At 67.3% G+C, this 17,058-nt stretch carries 3 protein-coding genes and 1 pseudogene; all 4 read left to right on the top strand.

The features are described from left to right. Positions 1-61: 61 nt before the first annotated feature. The 4 genes and pseudogenes from MTAB308_RS30610 to MTAB308_RS19540 all read left to right on the top strand — a co-directional run bounded on the left by MTAB308_RS30610 (position 62) and on the right by MTAB308_RS19540 (position 17,039). The gene (locus MTAB308_RS30610; RefSeq protein WP_425436348.1) at positions 62-625 is read left to right on the top strand and encodes an acyl carrier protein; all 564 of its coding nucleotides are present in this window, start codon (positions 62-64) and stop codon (positions 623-625) included. Next, on the top strand, positions 625-5,133 hold the full coding sequence (locus MTAB308_RS19550) for a type I polyketide synthase (RefSeq protein ID WP_077101377.1): 4,509 nt from the start codon (positions 625-627) through the stop codon (positions 5,131-5,133). Before MTAB308_RS30610 ends, MTAB308_RS19550 begins: the two co-directional genes overlap by 1 nt. After that, a pseudogene (locus MTAB308_RS19545) lies at positions 5,130-11,661 on the top strand (type I polyketide synthase). The gene MTAB308_RS19550 and the pseudogene MTAB308_RS19545 overlap by 4 nt, the downstream one beginning before the upstream one ends. Further along, the gene (locus MTAB308_RS19540; protein WP_077101375.1) at positions 11,658-17,039 is read left to right on the top strand and encodes a type I polyketide synthase; all 5,382 of its coding nucleotides are present in this window, start codon (positions 11,658-11,660) and stop codon (positions 17,037-17,039) included. The pseudogene MTAB308_RS19545 and the gene MTAB308_RS19540 overlap by 4 nt, the downstream one beginning before the upstream one ends. Positions 17,040-17,058: the final 19 nt, after the last annotated feature.

Raw genomic sequence — 17,058 nt, 5'->3', positions numbered from 1 at the left:
ATCACTGGCCGACACCCAACACCAATTCGGCCAGGTCAGCCTCGGATCCGGGCTACTGCCCATGAACGACGAAACCGCCATCACCGCACTTCCACTCCTGATGAACCCGGCCGCCGGAGCCCACTCCATCATGGTCAACGCGGACTGGCCACTGCTCGCAGCCGCATACCGAACCCGCACAGCCCTACACATCGTCGACGACCTGCTCCAAGATGCCCGCGATACGGCCCCGATCCCGGCGCGGGATTGGTCGCATCTTTCTTCCGCGATGGTGCGCGAGGAGCTGGAAACCGGCCTGCGTGACATCGTCGCCCGCGAATTGCGGATCCCCGAGCCGGATCTGGAGAACGACCGGCCCCTCGCCGAACTGGGCCTCAACTCCCTCATGGCGATGGCGATCCGACGCGCGGCCGAGACGCTGGTGGGCGTCGAGTTGTCGGCGACAATGCTGTTCAACCACCCGACCGTCGCGTCACTGACCGAGTATCTCGCGAAACTTGTTGCCCCGTCGGAGGATTCCGAAGAGGACGAGATCGCGGCGCTGTCCGCCTCTGCAGGAAACACATTGGACAGCTTGCTCGAACGCATCGAGTCATCATCTGTCACCGCTGAGGAGCTCGCGTAATGCGAACTCTTTACAGCCGCATCTCGGCGATGACGGCTCAGCAGCGCACCGCCCTTTCCGAAGAGTTCTCGCGAGCATCGCGCACCACCACCACGGAGCCCATCGCAGTAGTGGGGATCGGCTGCCGCTTTCCAGGTGATGTGACCGGTCCGGATAGCTTCTGGGAGTTATTGGTCCACGGACGAAACGCAATCACCAAGATCCCCGCGGATCGCTGGGACGCGGACGCGTTCTACAGCCCGGACCCAATGACACCCGGGCATATGACCACCAAGTGGGGCGGGTTCGTTCCCGACATCGCGGGATTCGACGCCGAATTTTTCGGCATCACCCCGCGCGAGGCCGTCGCGATGGACCCTCAGCAACGAATGGTGCTCGAGGTCGCGTGGGAAGCGCTCGAACATGCGGGCATCCCGACGGATTCGCTAGCCGACACACGAACCGGCGTCATGATCGGCGCCTACTTCAACGAATACCAGTCGATACTGGCCTCCGGACCGCTCGACGTGGACGCCTACACCGGAACCGGCAACTCGCACAGCATCACCGCCGGACGGATCTCGTACCTGTTGGGCCTGCGCGGTCCGGCCGTGGCGGTGGATACGGCGTGTTCGTCGTCCCTGGCCGCGATTCATCTGGCCTGTCAAAGCCTGCGATTGCGAGAAAGCGACTTGGCGTTGGCGGGTGGCGTCAGCGTGACTCTGCGCCCCGAGACCCAAATCGCGATCTCAGCCTGGGGGTTGCTGTCGCCACAGGGCCGCTGCGCGACGTTCGATGCGGCGGCCGATGGGTTTGTGCGCGGTGAGGGCGCCGGGGTGGTGGTGCTCAAGCGGCTCGCCGACGCGGTGCGGGACAGGGACCGCGTATTGGCGGTGGTGCGCGGCTCCGCGGTCAATCAGGACGGCCGCTCCAACGGCATCACCGCGCCCAACACCGCGGCTCAATGCGATGTGATCGCCGATGCGTTGCGTTCGGCCGATGTGGCGCCGGAAAGTGTGCACTACGTGGAGGCCCACGGGACCGGCACATCGCTCGGAGACCCGATCGAGTTCGAGGCGCTGGCGGCCACCTACGGCCGCGGCGAGGGCTCATGCGCGCTGGGCGCGGTAAAGACGAACATCGGCCACCTCGAGGCCGCGTCGGGAGTGGCTGGGTTCATCAAGGCGGTGCTGGCAGTCCAGCACGGCCAAATTCCACCGAACCTACATTTCTCGCAGTGGAACCCGGCGATCGATCCATCACCGACACGCTTTTTCGTTCCCCTGGAAAAGGTTGCGTGGCCGTCTAATTCGGGTCCGCGTCGCGCTGCCGTGTCCTCCTTTGGCCTGGGTGGGACGAATGCGCATGTGGTGGTTGAGCAGGGTCAGGAGTTGGCGCCTGTGGTTGGGGGTGGGTCCGATGGTGGGGTTTCGGTGTTGGTGGTGTCGGGTAAGACATCCCAGCGGGTGGCCGCGACGGCGTCGGTGTTGGCCGAGTGGATGCAAGGTGCTGGGGCCGGGGTGGGGTTGGCGCAGGTGGCCCATACGGTGAATCATCACCGTGCCCGCCAGGCCAGGTTCGGCACCGTGGTCGCCCGCCACCGCGCCCAGGCGCTGGCCGGGTTGCAGGCGCTGGCCGCGGGCCAGCACGCCCCCGGGGTGATCGGCCCCACCGACAACGTGCCCGGGCCCGGCACGGTTTTTGTCTACTCGGGTCGGGGGTCCCAATGGGCCGGGATGGGCCGGCGGCTGTTGGCCGACGAACCCGCCTTCACCGCAGCCGTGGGCGAGCTGGAGCCGACCTTTGTTGCCCAGGCCGGGTTTTCCCTGCACGACCTCATCGCCGGCGGCAAGGAGCTGGTCGGTATCGAACAGATTCAGCTCGGCGTGATCGGCATGCAGCTGGCGCTGACCCAGCTGTGGCGCTCCTACGGGGTGCACCCCGATCTGGTGATCGGGCACTCCATGGGCGAGGTGGCCGCCGCGGTGGCCGCCGGGGCGCTCACCCCCGCCGAGGGACTGCGGGTCACCGCGACCCGCTCCCGGCTGATGGCACCGCTGTGCGGTCAGGGCACCATGGCCCTGCTCGAACTCGACGCCGCCGCCACCCACGAACTCATCGCCGGGCACCCACACGTGACACTGGCGATCTACAACTCACCGCGCCAAACCGTGATCTCCGGGCCCGTCGATGACATCGAGGAATTGATCGCTCAGCTCCGCGCACAGAACCGCTTCGCCAGCCGCGTCAACATCGAAGTGGCCCCGCACAACCCGGCCATGGACGCCCTGCAGCCTCAGATGCGCTCGGAACTAGCCGACCTCACCCCGCGCACACCGGCCATCCCGATCATCTCCACCACCTATGACAACCCCGACACCGGGCCCGTCTTCGACGCCGCACACTGGGCCACCAACATGCGCAACCCCGTGCACTTCCAACAAGCCATCACCACCGCCGGAACCAACCACCACACCTTCATCGAAATCAGCCCCCACCCCCTGCTCACCCAAGCCATCCTCGACACCCTGCACACCGCCCAACACGGCACCACCTACACCAGCGTGCCAACCCTGCACCGCGACACCGACGACACCATCACCTTCCGCACCAACCTCTACACCACCCACCACTGGACCAACACCACGAGCGCAGCGCGGCAAGTGTCAGATATCGAGCACCACAACGGTTCTCCGTCCACAACTGCGGCACCATCCGAGCGCCTGGACGGCGAACATGACGGCTGGTGCTATGCGATGACCTGGCCGGCGAAGCCCCTTGCCAGTGCGAAGTCCGATACCGATGCCGCCGGAGGTCGCTGGTTGGCGGTGGGCCATGCCGAGCTGGCCACGGAGCTACGCTGGCTCGCGGGCCCGCAATCGCGTGTCGACGTCGCAGATGCCTCGCTCCTCGATGAAGAGACGTCGCTGATCCATGCGCTCAATGGCATCGATCGTGTGTTGTACACACCGTCCGACTTAGGGACGCTGTTCGATCTCGAGACGGCGTATCGGCTGTTTCACGAGGTGCGCATGCTGGCCGCCGCGATGGTGGCGGCCGACATGCCGGCCAAGTTGTTCATCGTGACCCGCAACGCCCAACCCGTCGCCGAAGGCGACCGCGCCAACCCCGCGCACGGGGTGCTCTGGGGCCTGGGACGCACCCTGGCCCTGGAACACCCCCAAATCTGGGGCGGCATCCTCGATTTCGATGCCTCCGTGCCCCCCGAGCTGGTCGCGGCGCAGGTGCTCAGCGAGGCGACTAACACCGACGGCGAAGACCAGGTCATCTACCGCCGGGGCGAACGGCTCGTGCCCCGGCTGCACCCGCGCACCCTGCCCGCCGAACCGGTCACGCTGGACGGCAACGCCTGCCAGCTCGTCATCGGCGCCACCGGCAACATCGGACCACACCTGATCCGCCAACTCGCCACCATGGGCGCCAAGACCATCATCGCGGTATCACGCAAACCCGGCCTGCGGCTGCAGGCGTTAACGGCAAGCCTCGCCGCCCATGGCACGATCCTGGTCACCGTGGCCGCCGATGCGACCGACGCAGCCGCTATGAGCGCACTGTTCAACCAATTCGGCGGCGATCTACCACCGCTGGAAGGCATCTATCTCGCCGCCTTCGCTGGCCAACCCGTGCTGCTCAGCGAGATGACAAACGACGACGTGATGGCGATGTTCGCACCCAAGGTCGACACCGCGGCGCTGTTGCACCGGTTGACCCTGAAGACCCCGGTGCGCCACTTCGTGCTGTTCTCCTCCATCTCAGGACTGACCGGCTCCCGCTGGCTGGCCCACTACACCGCCACCAGCGGCTACCTCGACGCCCTGGCCTACGCACGCCGCGTCATGGGCCTACCCGCCACCACCATCAACTGGGGATTATGGAAATCACTGGCCGACACCCAACACCAATTCGGCCAGGTCAGCCTCGGATCCGGGCTACTGCCCATGAACGACGAAACCGCCATCACCGCACTTCCACTCCTGATGAACCCGGCCGCCGGAGCCCACTCCATCATGGTCAACGCGGACTGGCCACTGCTCGCAGCCGCATACCGAACCCGCACAGCCCTACACATCGTCGACGACCTAGTGGCGGCGCCCGGCGAGACCCGTAATCCGGCAATGCCCGAGAGCGAATTCCGCGCCGCCCTGCGCAACTGCCCGCCGCAGCGCCGCCATGACATGGTGCTCGACCAGATCGCCCTGCTGGCCGCCAGCGTGATGGGGCTTCCGCCCACCGAGCCATTGGATCCCTCGACCGGCTTTTTCCAACTCGGAATGGACTCGCTGATGAGTGTGACGCTGCAGCGGGCGCTCTCGGAAACACTTGGCGAGTCCTTGCCGGCGTCAGTGGTTTTCGACTACCCGACCGTATACAGCCTCACCGACCATCTGTCCACCGTCCTACCCGAACTGATCGAGGCTCAAGGCGAGCCGGTTGCCAACGCCTATGACGAATTCACCGAAGCTGAGCTGTTGGAACAACTTTCGGGACGATTAAGAGAGTCACGATGAGCACCTCGCCGCCGGACCGCCGGGCGATTATCACCGAGGCGCTGCACAAGATCGATGACCTCACCGCGCGTCTGGAGATCGCGGAAAAGGCCGGCACCGAACCGATCGCCGTGGTCGGGATGGGGTGCCGGTTGCCGGGCGGGGTGAACAACTCGGACGAATTCTGGGAGTTGTTGCGCGACGGCCGAAGCGGCATCGTCCGCGTCCCCGCCGAAAGATGGGATGCCGACGCCCTTTTCACCGAGGACCACACCGTTCCGGGGACGATCTGCAACCGCGAAGGGGGATTCCTCACGGGCTGGCGGCCGGACGAATTCGACGCGGAATTCTTCTCCGTCGCCCCACGCGAAGCCGCGGCGATGGATCCGCAGCAGCGGTTGTTCCTCGAGGTCGCCTGGGAAGCGCTGGAGAACGCGGGAATCCCGCCGCAGACCGTTCGCGGCACCCAAACGTCGGTATTCGTCGGCGTGACCGCCTACGACTACATGCTCACGATGTCCGGTACGGTGCGACCCGAGGAACTCGACGCCTATGTGTTGACCGGAAACTCGGCGAATTTCGCCGCCGGCCGGATGGCCTATCTGCTGGGCGCCCGGGGTCCGGCGGTCGTCCTGGACACGGCGTGCTCGTCGTCGCTGGTGGCCATCCACCTGGCCTGCCAGAGCCTGCGCTGGCGCGAAAGTGATGCGGCGTTGGTCGGTGGGACCAACCTGTTGCTCAGCCCGGGAACCAGCATCGCCTGCTCGCGTTGGGGAATGCTGTCACCGGAGGGGCAGTGCAAAACCTTCGACGCGAGCGCCGACGGGTATGTGCGCAGCGAAGGCTGCGGCGTCGTGGTGCTCAAGCGATTGTCCGACGCGCAACGGGACGGCAATCGCATCCTGGCCGTGGTGCGCGGTTCGGCGGTCAACCAGGATGGCGCCAGCAGTGGCGTGACCGTTCCCAACGGGCCGGCCCAGCAGGAGCTGCTTTGCCAGGCCCTCGGGTCGGCCAAGCTGACACCGGCCGACATCGACTACATCGAGGCGCATGGCACCGGCACACCGCTCGGCGACCCGATCGAACTCGACTCGCTCAGCAAGGTTTTCGCCGACCGCAATGGCCGCGCACCGCTGGTGCTCGGAGCGGTGAAGACCAATCTCGGTCATCTGGAGGCGGCGGCCGGGATTGCCGGCTTCATGAAGACCGTGCTGGCCGTCGCCCACGGCCGCATTCCTCGAAACCTGAATTTCAACGAGCTAACTCCCCACGCCGGCGAGGGCGTGTCGCGCCTGACTATCGCAGCCGAGGACACCGAATGGCCGGCGACCGAAGCACCGCGGCGAGCCGGCGTGTCGTCGTTCGGAGTGAGTGGCACAAACGCGCATGTGGTGATCGAGCAGGCGCCCGAAACATGTGCTGTCCCGCGCGCCGCCGCGCCGGTGGTGTCGACACTGGTCGTGTCAGGAAAAACGCGGCAGCGGATCGCCGCGACGGCATCAGCGCTGGCCGATTGGATGGAAGGCCCCGGCGCCGAGGTGCCGCTGGCCGATGTGGCGCACACGCTCAATCATCACCGGGCGCGGCAGCCGCGGTTCGCTACGGTGGCCGCCATAGACCGGTGCCAGGCCGTAGCCGGATTGCGCGCGCTGGCCACCGGTGAACCGACTCAGGGCGTGGTGGACTGCCGCGAGGACGCCGTCGGCCCCGGCACGGTCTTTGTCTACTCGGGTCGGGGGTCCCAATGGGCCGGGATGGGCCGGCGGCTGTTGGCCGACGAACCCGCCTTCGCCGCAGCCGTGAGCGAGCTGGAGCCGACCTTTGTTGCCCAGGCCGGGTTTTCCCTGCACGACCTCATCGCCGGCGGCAAGGAGCTGGTCGGTATCGAACAGATTCAGCTCGGCGTGATCGGCATGCAGCTGGCGCTGACCCAGCTGTGGCGCTCCTACGGGGTGCACCCCGATCTGGTGATCGGGCACTCCATGGGCGAGGTGGCCGCCGCGGTGGCCGCCGGGGCGCTCACCCCCGCCGAGGGATTGCGGGTCACCGCGACCCGCTCCCGGCTGATGGCACCGCTGTGCGGTCAGGGCACCATGGCCCTGCTCGAACTCGACGCCGCCACCACCGAAGTACTGATCGCGGACCATCCGCAGGTCACGTTGGCGATCTACGCCTCACCGCGCCAAACCGTCATCGCGGGCCCCACCACGATGATCGAGGACCTCATCGACAAGGTCCGCGCGCAGGACCACCTCGCCAGCCGCGTCAACATCGAAGTGGCTCCCCACAACCCGGCCATGGACGCCCTACTGCCTGACATGCGCTCGGAGCTAGCCGACCTCACTCCGCGGCCACCGGCCATCCCGATCATTTCCACCACCTATGAAGACCTCGGCACCGGCCCCGTCTTCGACGCGGAGCACTGGGCCACCAACATGCGCAACCCCGTGCGCTTCCAGCAGGCCATCGCCCGTGCGGGCGACGACCACCACACCTTTATTGAAATCAGTCCCCACCCACTGCTGACGCACGCTATCGGCGAGACGCTGGCCGCGCGTGAGGGTGCCGACCATGTGAGCCTGGGCACCCTGCAACGCGATGCGCACGACACCCTGGCCTTCCACACCAACCTCAACGCCGCGCACACAACCCGGCGGCACCACGCGCCAAATGCACACCCGTTGCTGGGCACCCCCCCACCCTCCCGAACCGCATCCGATACTGCCCGCAACCCCGTGGCAGCACACTCACCACTGGATCTCTCCCTCAACCCGGGGGCACCACGCGCCAAATGCACACCCGTTGCTGGGCACCGGTGTCACCGACCCTGGCAGTGGGACTCGGATATGGGAATGTGAACTGAGCCCGGATCTGCTGTGGCTCAGTGATCACGTGATCGACGATCTGTGCGTCCTTCCTGGGTCCGCCTACGCCGAGATCGCACTGGCGGCAGCGACGAACGCGGGCAAGGACTCGGAACGCGCCGAAGACCACCACTGGCTGATCCGCGAGCTCAGCCTCCATCAAGTCCTGCACATCACCGACAGCACCGTCCTTGTCACGACGCTCACCGGCGATGACCAAACGTGCTGCATCGAAATACGCACCCACAACTCCACTTTGGGGTGGATCAAGCACGCCACCGCTATCGTTGCCCGCGAAACGGATTACAGGGCAACGCCGGTGGACGATGGCCTCCCTGGCCTCGTGACCGGACTCGACCCCGACGAGCTGTACCAGCGGCTGCGTGGCGCCGGGCAACAACACGGGCCGGCGTTCCGCGGCATCGTGGGGCTCACCACCACACGGTCCGGCGCCGCCCGCGCGGAAGTGCGTCTCCCGCCGTCAGCGAGGCCGGGTTCCCACAACTTCGTCCTGCACCCGGTGATGATGGACATCGCGGTGCAGGCACTCGGCGCCACCCGGGCGGCTACCGAGCTGGCCGGGGGGCAGCACGCCCACCAAACGCTAGTCTTGCCTGTACGTTTCGCGGGCATCCATGTATACGGCGATATCACCGACGGTGTCTGCGCGATTGGAGAGCTTGCGGCGACCGACAGCCCGAACCGGCTCCTGGGGCGTGTCGAGCTGACCGACCCGAACGGCCAACCGCTGCTCGTCATCGACGAAGTGGAGATGACGGTACTCGGATCGATGTGCGCCGCAAAGGAACTCACCGACCGCCTGTTCACGGTGGAGTGGGAACCGACACCACGGGGCAAGCCGGCCCGCAGCCTCAACGGCGTGTTGTTGATAGGTGACCCCGCCGCGGGCGACCCGCTGCTGCCCGCGCTGCAGTCCTCACTGCGCGACGGCGTCGCCGAAGTCGAGCTGGTATCCCTGACCGACACGGCACAGCTGCGTGCGGCGATCACTCGAACCGATGCTGGGTGGGATGGCATCGTCGTGATCTGCCCGCCTCGAGCCGCCGACGAGTCGCTTCCGGAGGGGGATCAACTTGACCTGGCGCTGGCGCGCACGCTCCTGATAGCCGACATTACAAAAGCCGTGACTCGAATGGGCACTCGCAACAGCCCGCGGCTATGGATCGTCACCCGCGGCGCGCAACAATTCGACCCGGCTGATCGAGTCACGCTGGCACAGACGGCACTTCGGGGCATCGCGCGGGTGCTGACCTTCGAACATCCCGAACTCAAGCCGACAATCGTCGACATCGAGGCCGGCGGCACCGACGAACTTGGCGCCCTCACCCAGGAACTGCTCACCGGTTGCGACGCCGACGAGGTCGCTCTCCGCGATGGACAGCGATACGTCAACAGGCTGGTCCAGGCGCCCACCACGGCCACCGGAGATCTCGTCCATGAATCCCGCTGCACGGTGGTGAACCTGGACGGCGGAGGCGCGGTACGGCTGCAGATCGACCAACCCGGGCGGTTGGATGCGCTGCGAGTGCACGCGGTAACGCGGATCCCGCCCGGGCCCGGTCAGGTGGAGGTTCGTGTCCTGGCCGCGGGTCTCAACTTCAGCGACGTGCTCAAGGCGATGGGCGTGTATCCCGGGCTCGACGGTGCCCCGCCCGTCATCGGAGGCGAATGTGTCGGCGTCGTGACTGCCGTCGGCTCCGGCGTCGACTCGAGCGAGGTCGGGCGGCGCGTGATCGCCTTCGGTCCAGGCACATTCGGCTCCCACCTGACGACGCTCGCCGACCTCGCGGTCCCGGTCCCCGACACGCTGGCGGATTCCGAGGCCGCGGCGTTCGGCATCGCGTACCTGACCGCCTGGCACTCGCTGTGCGAGGTTGGGCGGCTGGGCGCGGGGGAACGCGTGCTCATCCATTCGGCCACCGGCGGTGTCGGACTGGCGGCGGTTTCAATCGCGAAGATGATCGGTGCCCGCATCTACACGACGGCAGGTTCGGATGCCAAGCGGGAAATGCTGGACGGGCTTGGTGTGGAGTACGTCGGTAACTCCCGGGGCGTGGACTTCGCCGATGAGATACTCGGCGCCACCGATGGTTACGGGGTGGATGTCATCATCAATTCGCTTCCGGGCGAGGCGATCCGGCGCGGAGTGAAGCTGCTAGCCCCCGGTGGTCGGTTCATCGAGCTGGGCAAAAAGGACGTCTATGCCGACGCCAGCCTCGGGCTGGCCGGACTCGCCAAGAGCGCATCCTTCGCTGTAGTCGACCTCGACCTGAATCTGAAGCGGCAACCGACGCGCTATCGCCGGATGCTCCAAGACATCCTGCAGCACGTCGCGGACGGCAAACTGCGGCCGCTTCCCGTCACCGCTTTCAGCCTCGACGCCGCGGCCGACGCCTTCGCGTTGATGGCATCCGGCAGGCATACCGGCAAAATCGCCATCTCGATTCCGGCGCACGGCAGCGTCGAGGCGATCGCGCCGCCGCCACCGCAGTCGCTGGTAAGCCCCGACGGCGGATATGTCGTCGTAGGTGGCATGGGTGGTCTCGGTTTTGTCGTCGCTCAATGGTTGGCGGAGCACGGCGCGGGACTGGTTGTGCTCAACAGCCGTTCGGCTCCCGGCGACGGCGTCACAGCGGCGATCGCGGAACTCAACGCGGCGGGCAACCGGGTCGAGGTGGTTACCGGTGACATCGCCGCGCCCGGTACCGCGGAGCGGTTGGTGCGCGCGGTCGAAGACGCGGGCTTCCGGCTGGCCGGAGTCCTGCACAGCGCAATGGTCCTCGATGACGAGATCGTGTTGAACATGTCCGAATCGGCCGCGCGGCGTGTGTTCGCGCCGAAAGTGACCGGTGGCTGGCGCCTTCACCAGGCCAGCGCCCATCTGGACGTGGATTGGTGGTTGACGTTCTCGTCAGCGTCTTCGTTGCTCGGCGCGCCCGGGCAGGGCGCGTACGCCGCCGCGAACTCGTGGGTCGACGGGCTGGTCGCCTATCGGCGCTCTCTGGGGCTGCCCGCCGTCGGAATCAACTGGGGTCCATGGGCCGAAGTCGGACGTGCCCAGTTCTTCGCCGATCTCGGTGTCTCGATGAACACGGTCGAACAGGGACTTGCGGCAATGCAACTAGTGCTGCAGGCCGACCGAGCGCGCACCGGCGTGTTCAGCCTCGACGCACGCCAGTGGTTTCAATCCTTCCCCGCCGCAGCGGGTTCATCGCTATTTGCGAAGTTGCATGACTCGGCAAAGCCCGCGCGGTATGGCGGCGCGATCCGCGCCGAGTTGGACGCCAGCGATCCCCGCGAGCGCCCGAGCCGGCTCGCGACCGCGATCGCCAACGAGATCCGGGCGGTGCTGCGCTCGGCCGAGCCGTTCGATCACGATCGGCCGATGGAGTCGCTCGGCTTGGATTCGCTGATGGCCCTGGAGCTGCGGAACAGGCTGGAGTCCAGCCTGGGCACCACGTTGCCGGCCGCCCTGGTCTGGGCATACCCGACCATCCACGATCTCGCAGGCGCCATGTGTGAGCGCCTGGGCTATGCAACATTTGACGAGGCCGAGCAGGCGCCCGACGCGGAATCCGCGTTGTCGGATGAGGAAATGGAACTGCTATCCGAACTGGTCGCCGCAAGCGAGTTGGAAACCGCGACGGGGGGCAACGAGTCATGACGAGTCTCGCGGAGCGTGCGGCCCAGATGTCACCGAAGGCGCGCGAGGTACTCGCGCGTGAACTTGTCCGCGCGGGAACGGCATTCCCGGCCGACATCGCCGAACCCGTGGCGGTGATCGGGATCGGTTGCCGGCTACCCGGGAGTGTGAGCGGGCCGGAAAGCTTCTGGCAGCTGCTGATCGACGGCCGGGACGCCGTCGACGAGGTGCCGGCCGATCGGTGGGCCGCGGACGCGTTCTACGATCCCGATCCGCACGCGCCGGGAAAGATGGCGACGAAATGGGGCGGCTTCGTCGACGATGTCGCCGGATTCGACGCCGACTTCTTCGGCATCACCCCGCGCGAGGCCGAGGCGATGGACCCCCAGCAGCGGATCTTGCTCGAGGTCGCCTGGGAAGCGCTCGAACATGCCTGCCTGCCAACGGATTCGCTGAGCGGCACCCGAACGTCCGCGATTATGGGGTTGTCGGCGTGGGACTACACGATTCTCAACCTCGAGCGTCGCGCCGAGATCGACGCCTACATGAGCACCGGAAACCCACACAGCGCCGCGGTGGGGCGGATTTCCTATCTGCTCGGGCTACGTGGCCCCGCGATGGCGGTCGACACCGCGTGTTCGTCCTCATTGGTGGCGATCCACCTGGCCTGCCAAAGCCTGCGCTTGCGGGAAAGCGACGTGGCGCTCGCGGGCGGGGTGCACCTGTCGTTGTCGCCGTTCACCAGCATAGCGCTGTCCAAGTGGTCCGCTTTGTCTCCGACGGGCCGGTGCAGGACCTTCGACGCCATGGCCGACGGGTTCGTCCGCGGCGAGGGGTGCGGCGTGGTGGTGCTCAAGCGGATGGCCGACGCCGTCCGCGACGGCGATCGCGTGCTGGCGGTGGTCCGCGGTTCGGCGATCAACCAGGACGGCCGCTCCAACGGCATGACCGCCCCGAGCGCGGCGGCGCAGCGTGACGTGATCACCACCGCACTACGGCTGGCCGACGTGCCCGCGGGCACCGTGGACTATGTCGAAACACACGGCACCGGAACAGTTCTGGGCGACCCCATCGAATTCGAGGCGCTGGCGGCCACTTACGGCCGGGACGGCGGCGGCTGCGCGCTCGGGTCGGTCAAGACCAACCTCGGGCATCTGGAGGCGGCCGCAGGTGTTACGGGGCTGATCAAGGCGATCCTGGCCGTGGACCGGGGATACATTCCTCCCAATTTGCACTTCACCCGATGGAATCCGGCAATCGACGCCTCGGCCACCCGGTTTTTCGTGCCGACCGACGGCACGGCGTGGCCCAGCGGTCCTACACGTCGGGCGGCCGTGTCGTCGTTCGGCCTCAGCGGCACCAACGCGCATATCGTGATCGAGCAGGCGCCCGCTGCGGCGTCCGCGCCGCGGACGAGTACCGCCGCGGTGGTTTCGACATTGGTGGTGTCCGGCAAGACGCCGGAGCGGCAGGCCACGACGGCCACCGCGCTGGCCGCCTGGATGGAGGGCCCCGGCGGCGCGATATCACTGGCCGATGTCGCGCACACGTTGGCTCATCGCCGCGCCCGCCATTCCGAGGTCGGTGTCGTGGTCGCCCGCGACCACTCGGCCGCGGCGGCGGGGTTGCGGGCCTTGGCCGCCGGCGCCCCGGCGCCGGGTGTGGTGGAAGCCATCGCAGGCGCCCGCGGGCATGGCACGGTGTTCGTCTACTCCGGCCAGGGCTCGCAATGGGCCGGCATGGGCCGCCAACTGCTGGCCGACGAACCCGCGTTCGCCGCCGCGATCGCCGACCTGGAGCCCGAATTCATTGCCCAGGCTGGTTTTTCGTTGAGCCAGACCCTGGCGGAGGGCCGCACGGTGGTCGGCATCCACAACATCCAACCGATGCTAATGGCCATCCAGCTCGCACTCACCGCGTTGTGGCGGCACTACGGCGTCGAACCCGGCGCGGTGATTGGGCACTCGATGGGCGAGGTGTCGGCCGCGGTGGTGTCCGGGGCGCTGACCCCCGCCGAGGGTTTGCGGGTGATCACTGTCCGGTCGGCGTTGTTGGCGCGATTAGCCGGCCGGGGCGCGATGGCCTTGCTCGAACTCGACGGCCCGGCCGTCGAGGCGCTGATCGCCGACTACCGGCAGGTGACGCTGGCGGTGCACGCCTCACCACGCGAATCGGTGATCGCGGGCCCCCCCGACCAGGTGGACGCCGTCATCGCGGCGGTGACCGCGCGAAACCTGCTGGCCCTACGCGTCGAGGTCGACGTCGCCTCCCACCACCCGATCATCGACCCGATACTGCCGGAATTGCGTTCGGCCCTTGCCGATTTGGCGCCCATGCCCCCGACCATCCCGATGATCAGCACCGCTTGCGATGGTCCCGTACCGCTGCTGGACGCCGACTACTGGGCCGCCAACTTGCGCAACCCGGTGCGCTTCCACCAAGCCATCAGCACCGCCGCCGCCGCCCACCACACCTTCATCGAGATCAGCCCACATCCGTTGCTCACGCACGCAATCATCGACACCCTCGGCGAGGCCGAAACACACACCATCGGCACTCTGCAACGCGACAGCGACGACACTGTCACTTTTCACGCGCGGCTCGCCGCCGTGGGGAAATCCGCGCCGGGCACCACCGACGGCCGACCCGCCGACATCCCGGTAACACCCTGGCAGCACGACAACTTCTGGGTCGCCGATCGGTCGGGGATGTCGGACTTGGTCGACGCCCACCCGCTGCTCGGCATGCACATCGAGGTCCCGTCGAGCCGGGACCATGTCTGGCAGGCCGACGTCGGCACCCAGGTGGCCCCCTGGCTCGGTGACCATAAGGTGTTCGACCAAACGATCCTGCCCGCCGCGGCGTTCGCCGAGATCGCCTTAGCCGCAGCCGGCGAGGCGTTCGGTGTGGCGACCGGGGCCCTGTCGATCAACCAACTCGAAGTCGAACAGATGCTTCCCCTCAACGAGCACACCCAGCTGACAACGCAGGTGACCCGCGGTGCCGATGAGAAGACCCGGGTCGAGATCTATTCCCGCTCGCCCGGACACGACTGGTCGCGGCACGCCACCGCCAAGGCCGAGGTGTGCACGGCAAATGGCCTTCCCGATCGACCCCCACCCGTCGCCGGCCACGGCGAAACGGCCATCAAGCCGACCGACCTGTACACCGCGCTGCGGCGCACCGGGCAATATCACGGGCCGGCTTTCGCGGCGTTGACCGCGATCCACCGGCTACCCGGCGGCTTTGCGGAGACCGAGATCGTCCTACCCGACCAGGCGCCCCGGCATTCGAGGTATCGAATCCATCCGGTCATGCTGGACGCGGCGTTGCAGAGCCTTGCCGCCGCGATGCCGGAAGAAGAAGTCGCGGGGTCGGCCGAAACCAGTTATCTGCCTGTGTCATTCGAAACACTGCGGGTGTACGGCGACCCGGGCCGACGCGCGCGCTGCTGGTCCCAGCTGACCAGCCTCGACGAAGCCGGAGCGGGAAAGCTCGGCAGAATCGTCTTGACCAACGAGTCCGGGGCCGTCACGGCCGAGATCAACGATATCTACCTGCGGCGCGTGGATCGGCGCAGCGTGCCACTTCCGCTTTCTCAGAAGATCTTCGACACCGCATGGGTAACGAGGCCGATCGGTGCCACGCACGCCGAAGTACCGGGCAGTTGGCTCGTGCTTACCGGTGCGCCAGCACCCGATATCGAACGGTTAGTCGCCGACTGGCGTTCCCCGGTCCGCCGGGTGATCACGGCAGACCTGAAAGACGAACCCGCCGTGCTCGCCGCATTCGCCGAAACGGCAGGTGACCCCGAACATCCGCCCGTCGCGGTGGTCGCCTTCGTCGGCGCGAACCCGAGCGTCACCGCTGCCGGCATCGCCCAGGCGAGGGAATCACTCTGGGCGGTCTCCACCGTCGTTCGTGCGATCGTCGGCGGCTGGCATGGCCAGTCACCGCGGTTGTGGCTCGTCACCAGGGGCGGCCTTGCCGTTCACGACGAGCCGGGTCAGCCTGGCATCGGCGCGTTGAAAGGCCTGGTGCGCGTGCTGGCCTACGAGCATCCCGAGCTGCGCACCACGCTCGTCGACCTCGATGTCGCCGGGGACGCTGCGGCAGCGCTGAACGCCGAACTGATTGCGGCCATTACCGACTCGATCGACGACGTAGTCGCGTGGCGAGGCGGGCGGCGCTATGTCGAGCGGCTTTTCCGGGCGACCCTCGGTGAGCCCAGGCGCGAGCACGTCGTCCGCCCCGGGGCGTCGTATATCATCACCGGCGGCCTGGGTGGCCTTGGCTTGGTTTTCGCGCGCTGGCTGCTGGATCGCGGTGCGGGCCGCGTGGTCCTCAATGGCCGCGGCCAGCCCACAGCCGAGCAGCGCACGCTCCTTGGCGAACTGGAGAAAAAGGCCGAAATCGTCGTGGTTACAGGAGATGTGGCGACCGAAGGTGTCGCGGAAAGGCTGGTGGCGGCAGCAGGCGGGTCAGCTCTGCGTGGCGTCCTGCACGCGGCGGCGGTGCTCGACGACGGCCTCGTGCTCTCCATGACCAAGGAAAGCCTCGAGCGGGTGTGGGCTCCCAAGGTCACCGGAGCGCAGCGAATGCACCAGGCCAGCGCTCACTGCGAACTGGACTGGTGGCTCGGATTTTCGTCCACTGCTTCGATGCTGGGCGGTCCGGGACAGGCTGCATACGCGTGCGCAAGCGCCTGGCTCGACGCGCTGGTCGATTGGCGACGCGCGTCGGGTCTACCCGCGGCGGTAATCAACTGGGGGCCATGGGCAGAGGTCGGGCTTGCCCGCAGCCTGACCGGCGGCGCCCTCGACCCGATCACGCCGGCCGAGGGCACCGCGGCGCTCGAGCCATTGCTGGCCGCCGACCGGGGCCACACCGGCGTCGGACGGCTACGCCCCGATCGGGCGCTGATCGCCTTTCCCGAGATCCGCAGCCTCGGTTATTTCACCAACGTGGTCGAGGAGCTCGACGCCGCCGGCGACGGCGGTGATTGGGCCGGTCCCGATTCACTGACCGGCCTCGAACCCGCCGAAGCGCAAGGCCTGCTGACGGAGCGGCTGCGCGCGCGCATCGCGGCAGTCATGGGTTACGCCGACCGATCGGCCGTCGATGCCGCCGTCCCACTGATCGAACTGGGGATGGATTCCCTGATGGCGGTGCGCATCCGCAACACCGCGCGTGCGGATTTCGGAGTCGAGCCGCCGGTGGCGCTGCTGTTGCAGGGCGCGTCGCTACAAGACCTCACGGCCGATCTACTCCGCCAACTCGGCCTCGCCGGACACTCGCGGGTGTGCGAATCCGGAGAGGCCGTTCGCGGCCGGGCGCAGCAGCGCGCGGCGGCGCGTCAACAGGCCGCGACGCGGTGGAAGCGAGGACAACAACTGTGAGCACGAACACAGCCCCATA

Source organism: Mycobacterium terramassiliense, from assembly GCF_900157385.1.
GTDB classification, from domain to species: domain Bacteria; phylum Actinomycetota; class Actinomycetes; order Mycobacteriales; family Mycobacteriaceae; genus Mycobacterium; species Mycobacterium terramassiliense.
The sequence above is the reverse complement of the archived record's forward strand: the minus strand, read 5'-3'. Positions and strand labels throughout refer to the sequence as shown.

Excerpts from the sequence above, each read along its gene's own strand:
- MTAB308_RS19550 (WP_077101377.1), top strand. The coding sequence starts at position 625 with ATGCGAACTCTTTACAGCCGCATCTCGGCGATGACGGCTCAGCAGCGC.
- MTAB308_RS30610 (WP_425436348.1), top strand. The coding sequence starts at position 62 with ATGAACGACGAAACCGCCATCACCGCACTTCCACTCCTGATGAACCCG.
- MTAB308_RS19540 (WP_077101375.1), top strand. The coding sequence starts at position 11,658 with ATGACGAGTCTCGCGGAGCGTGCGGCCCAGATGTCACCGAAGGCGCGC.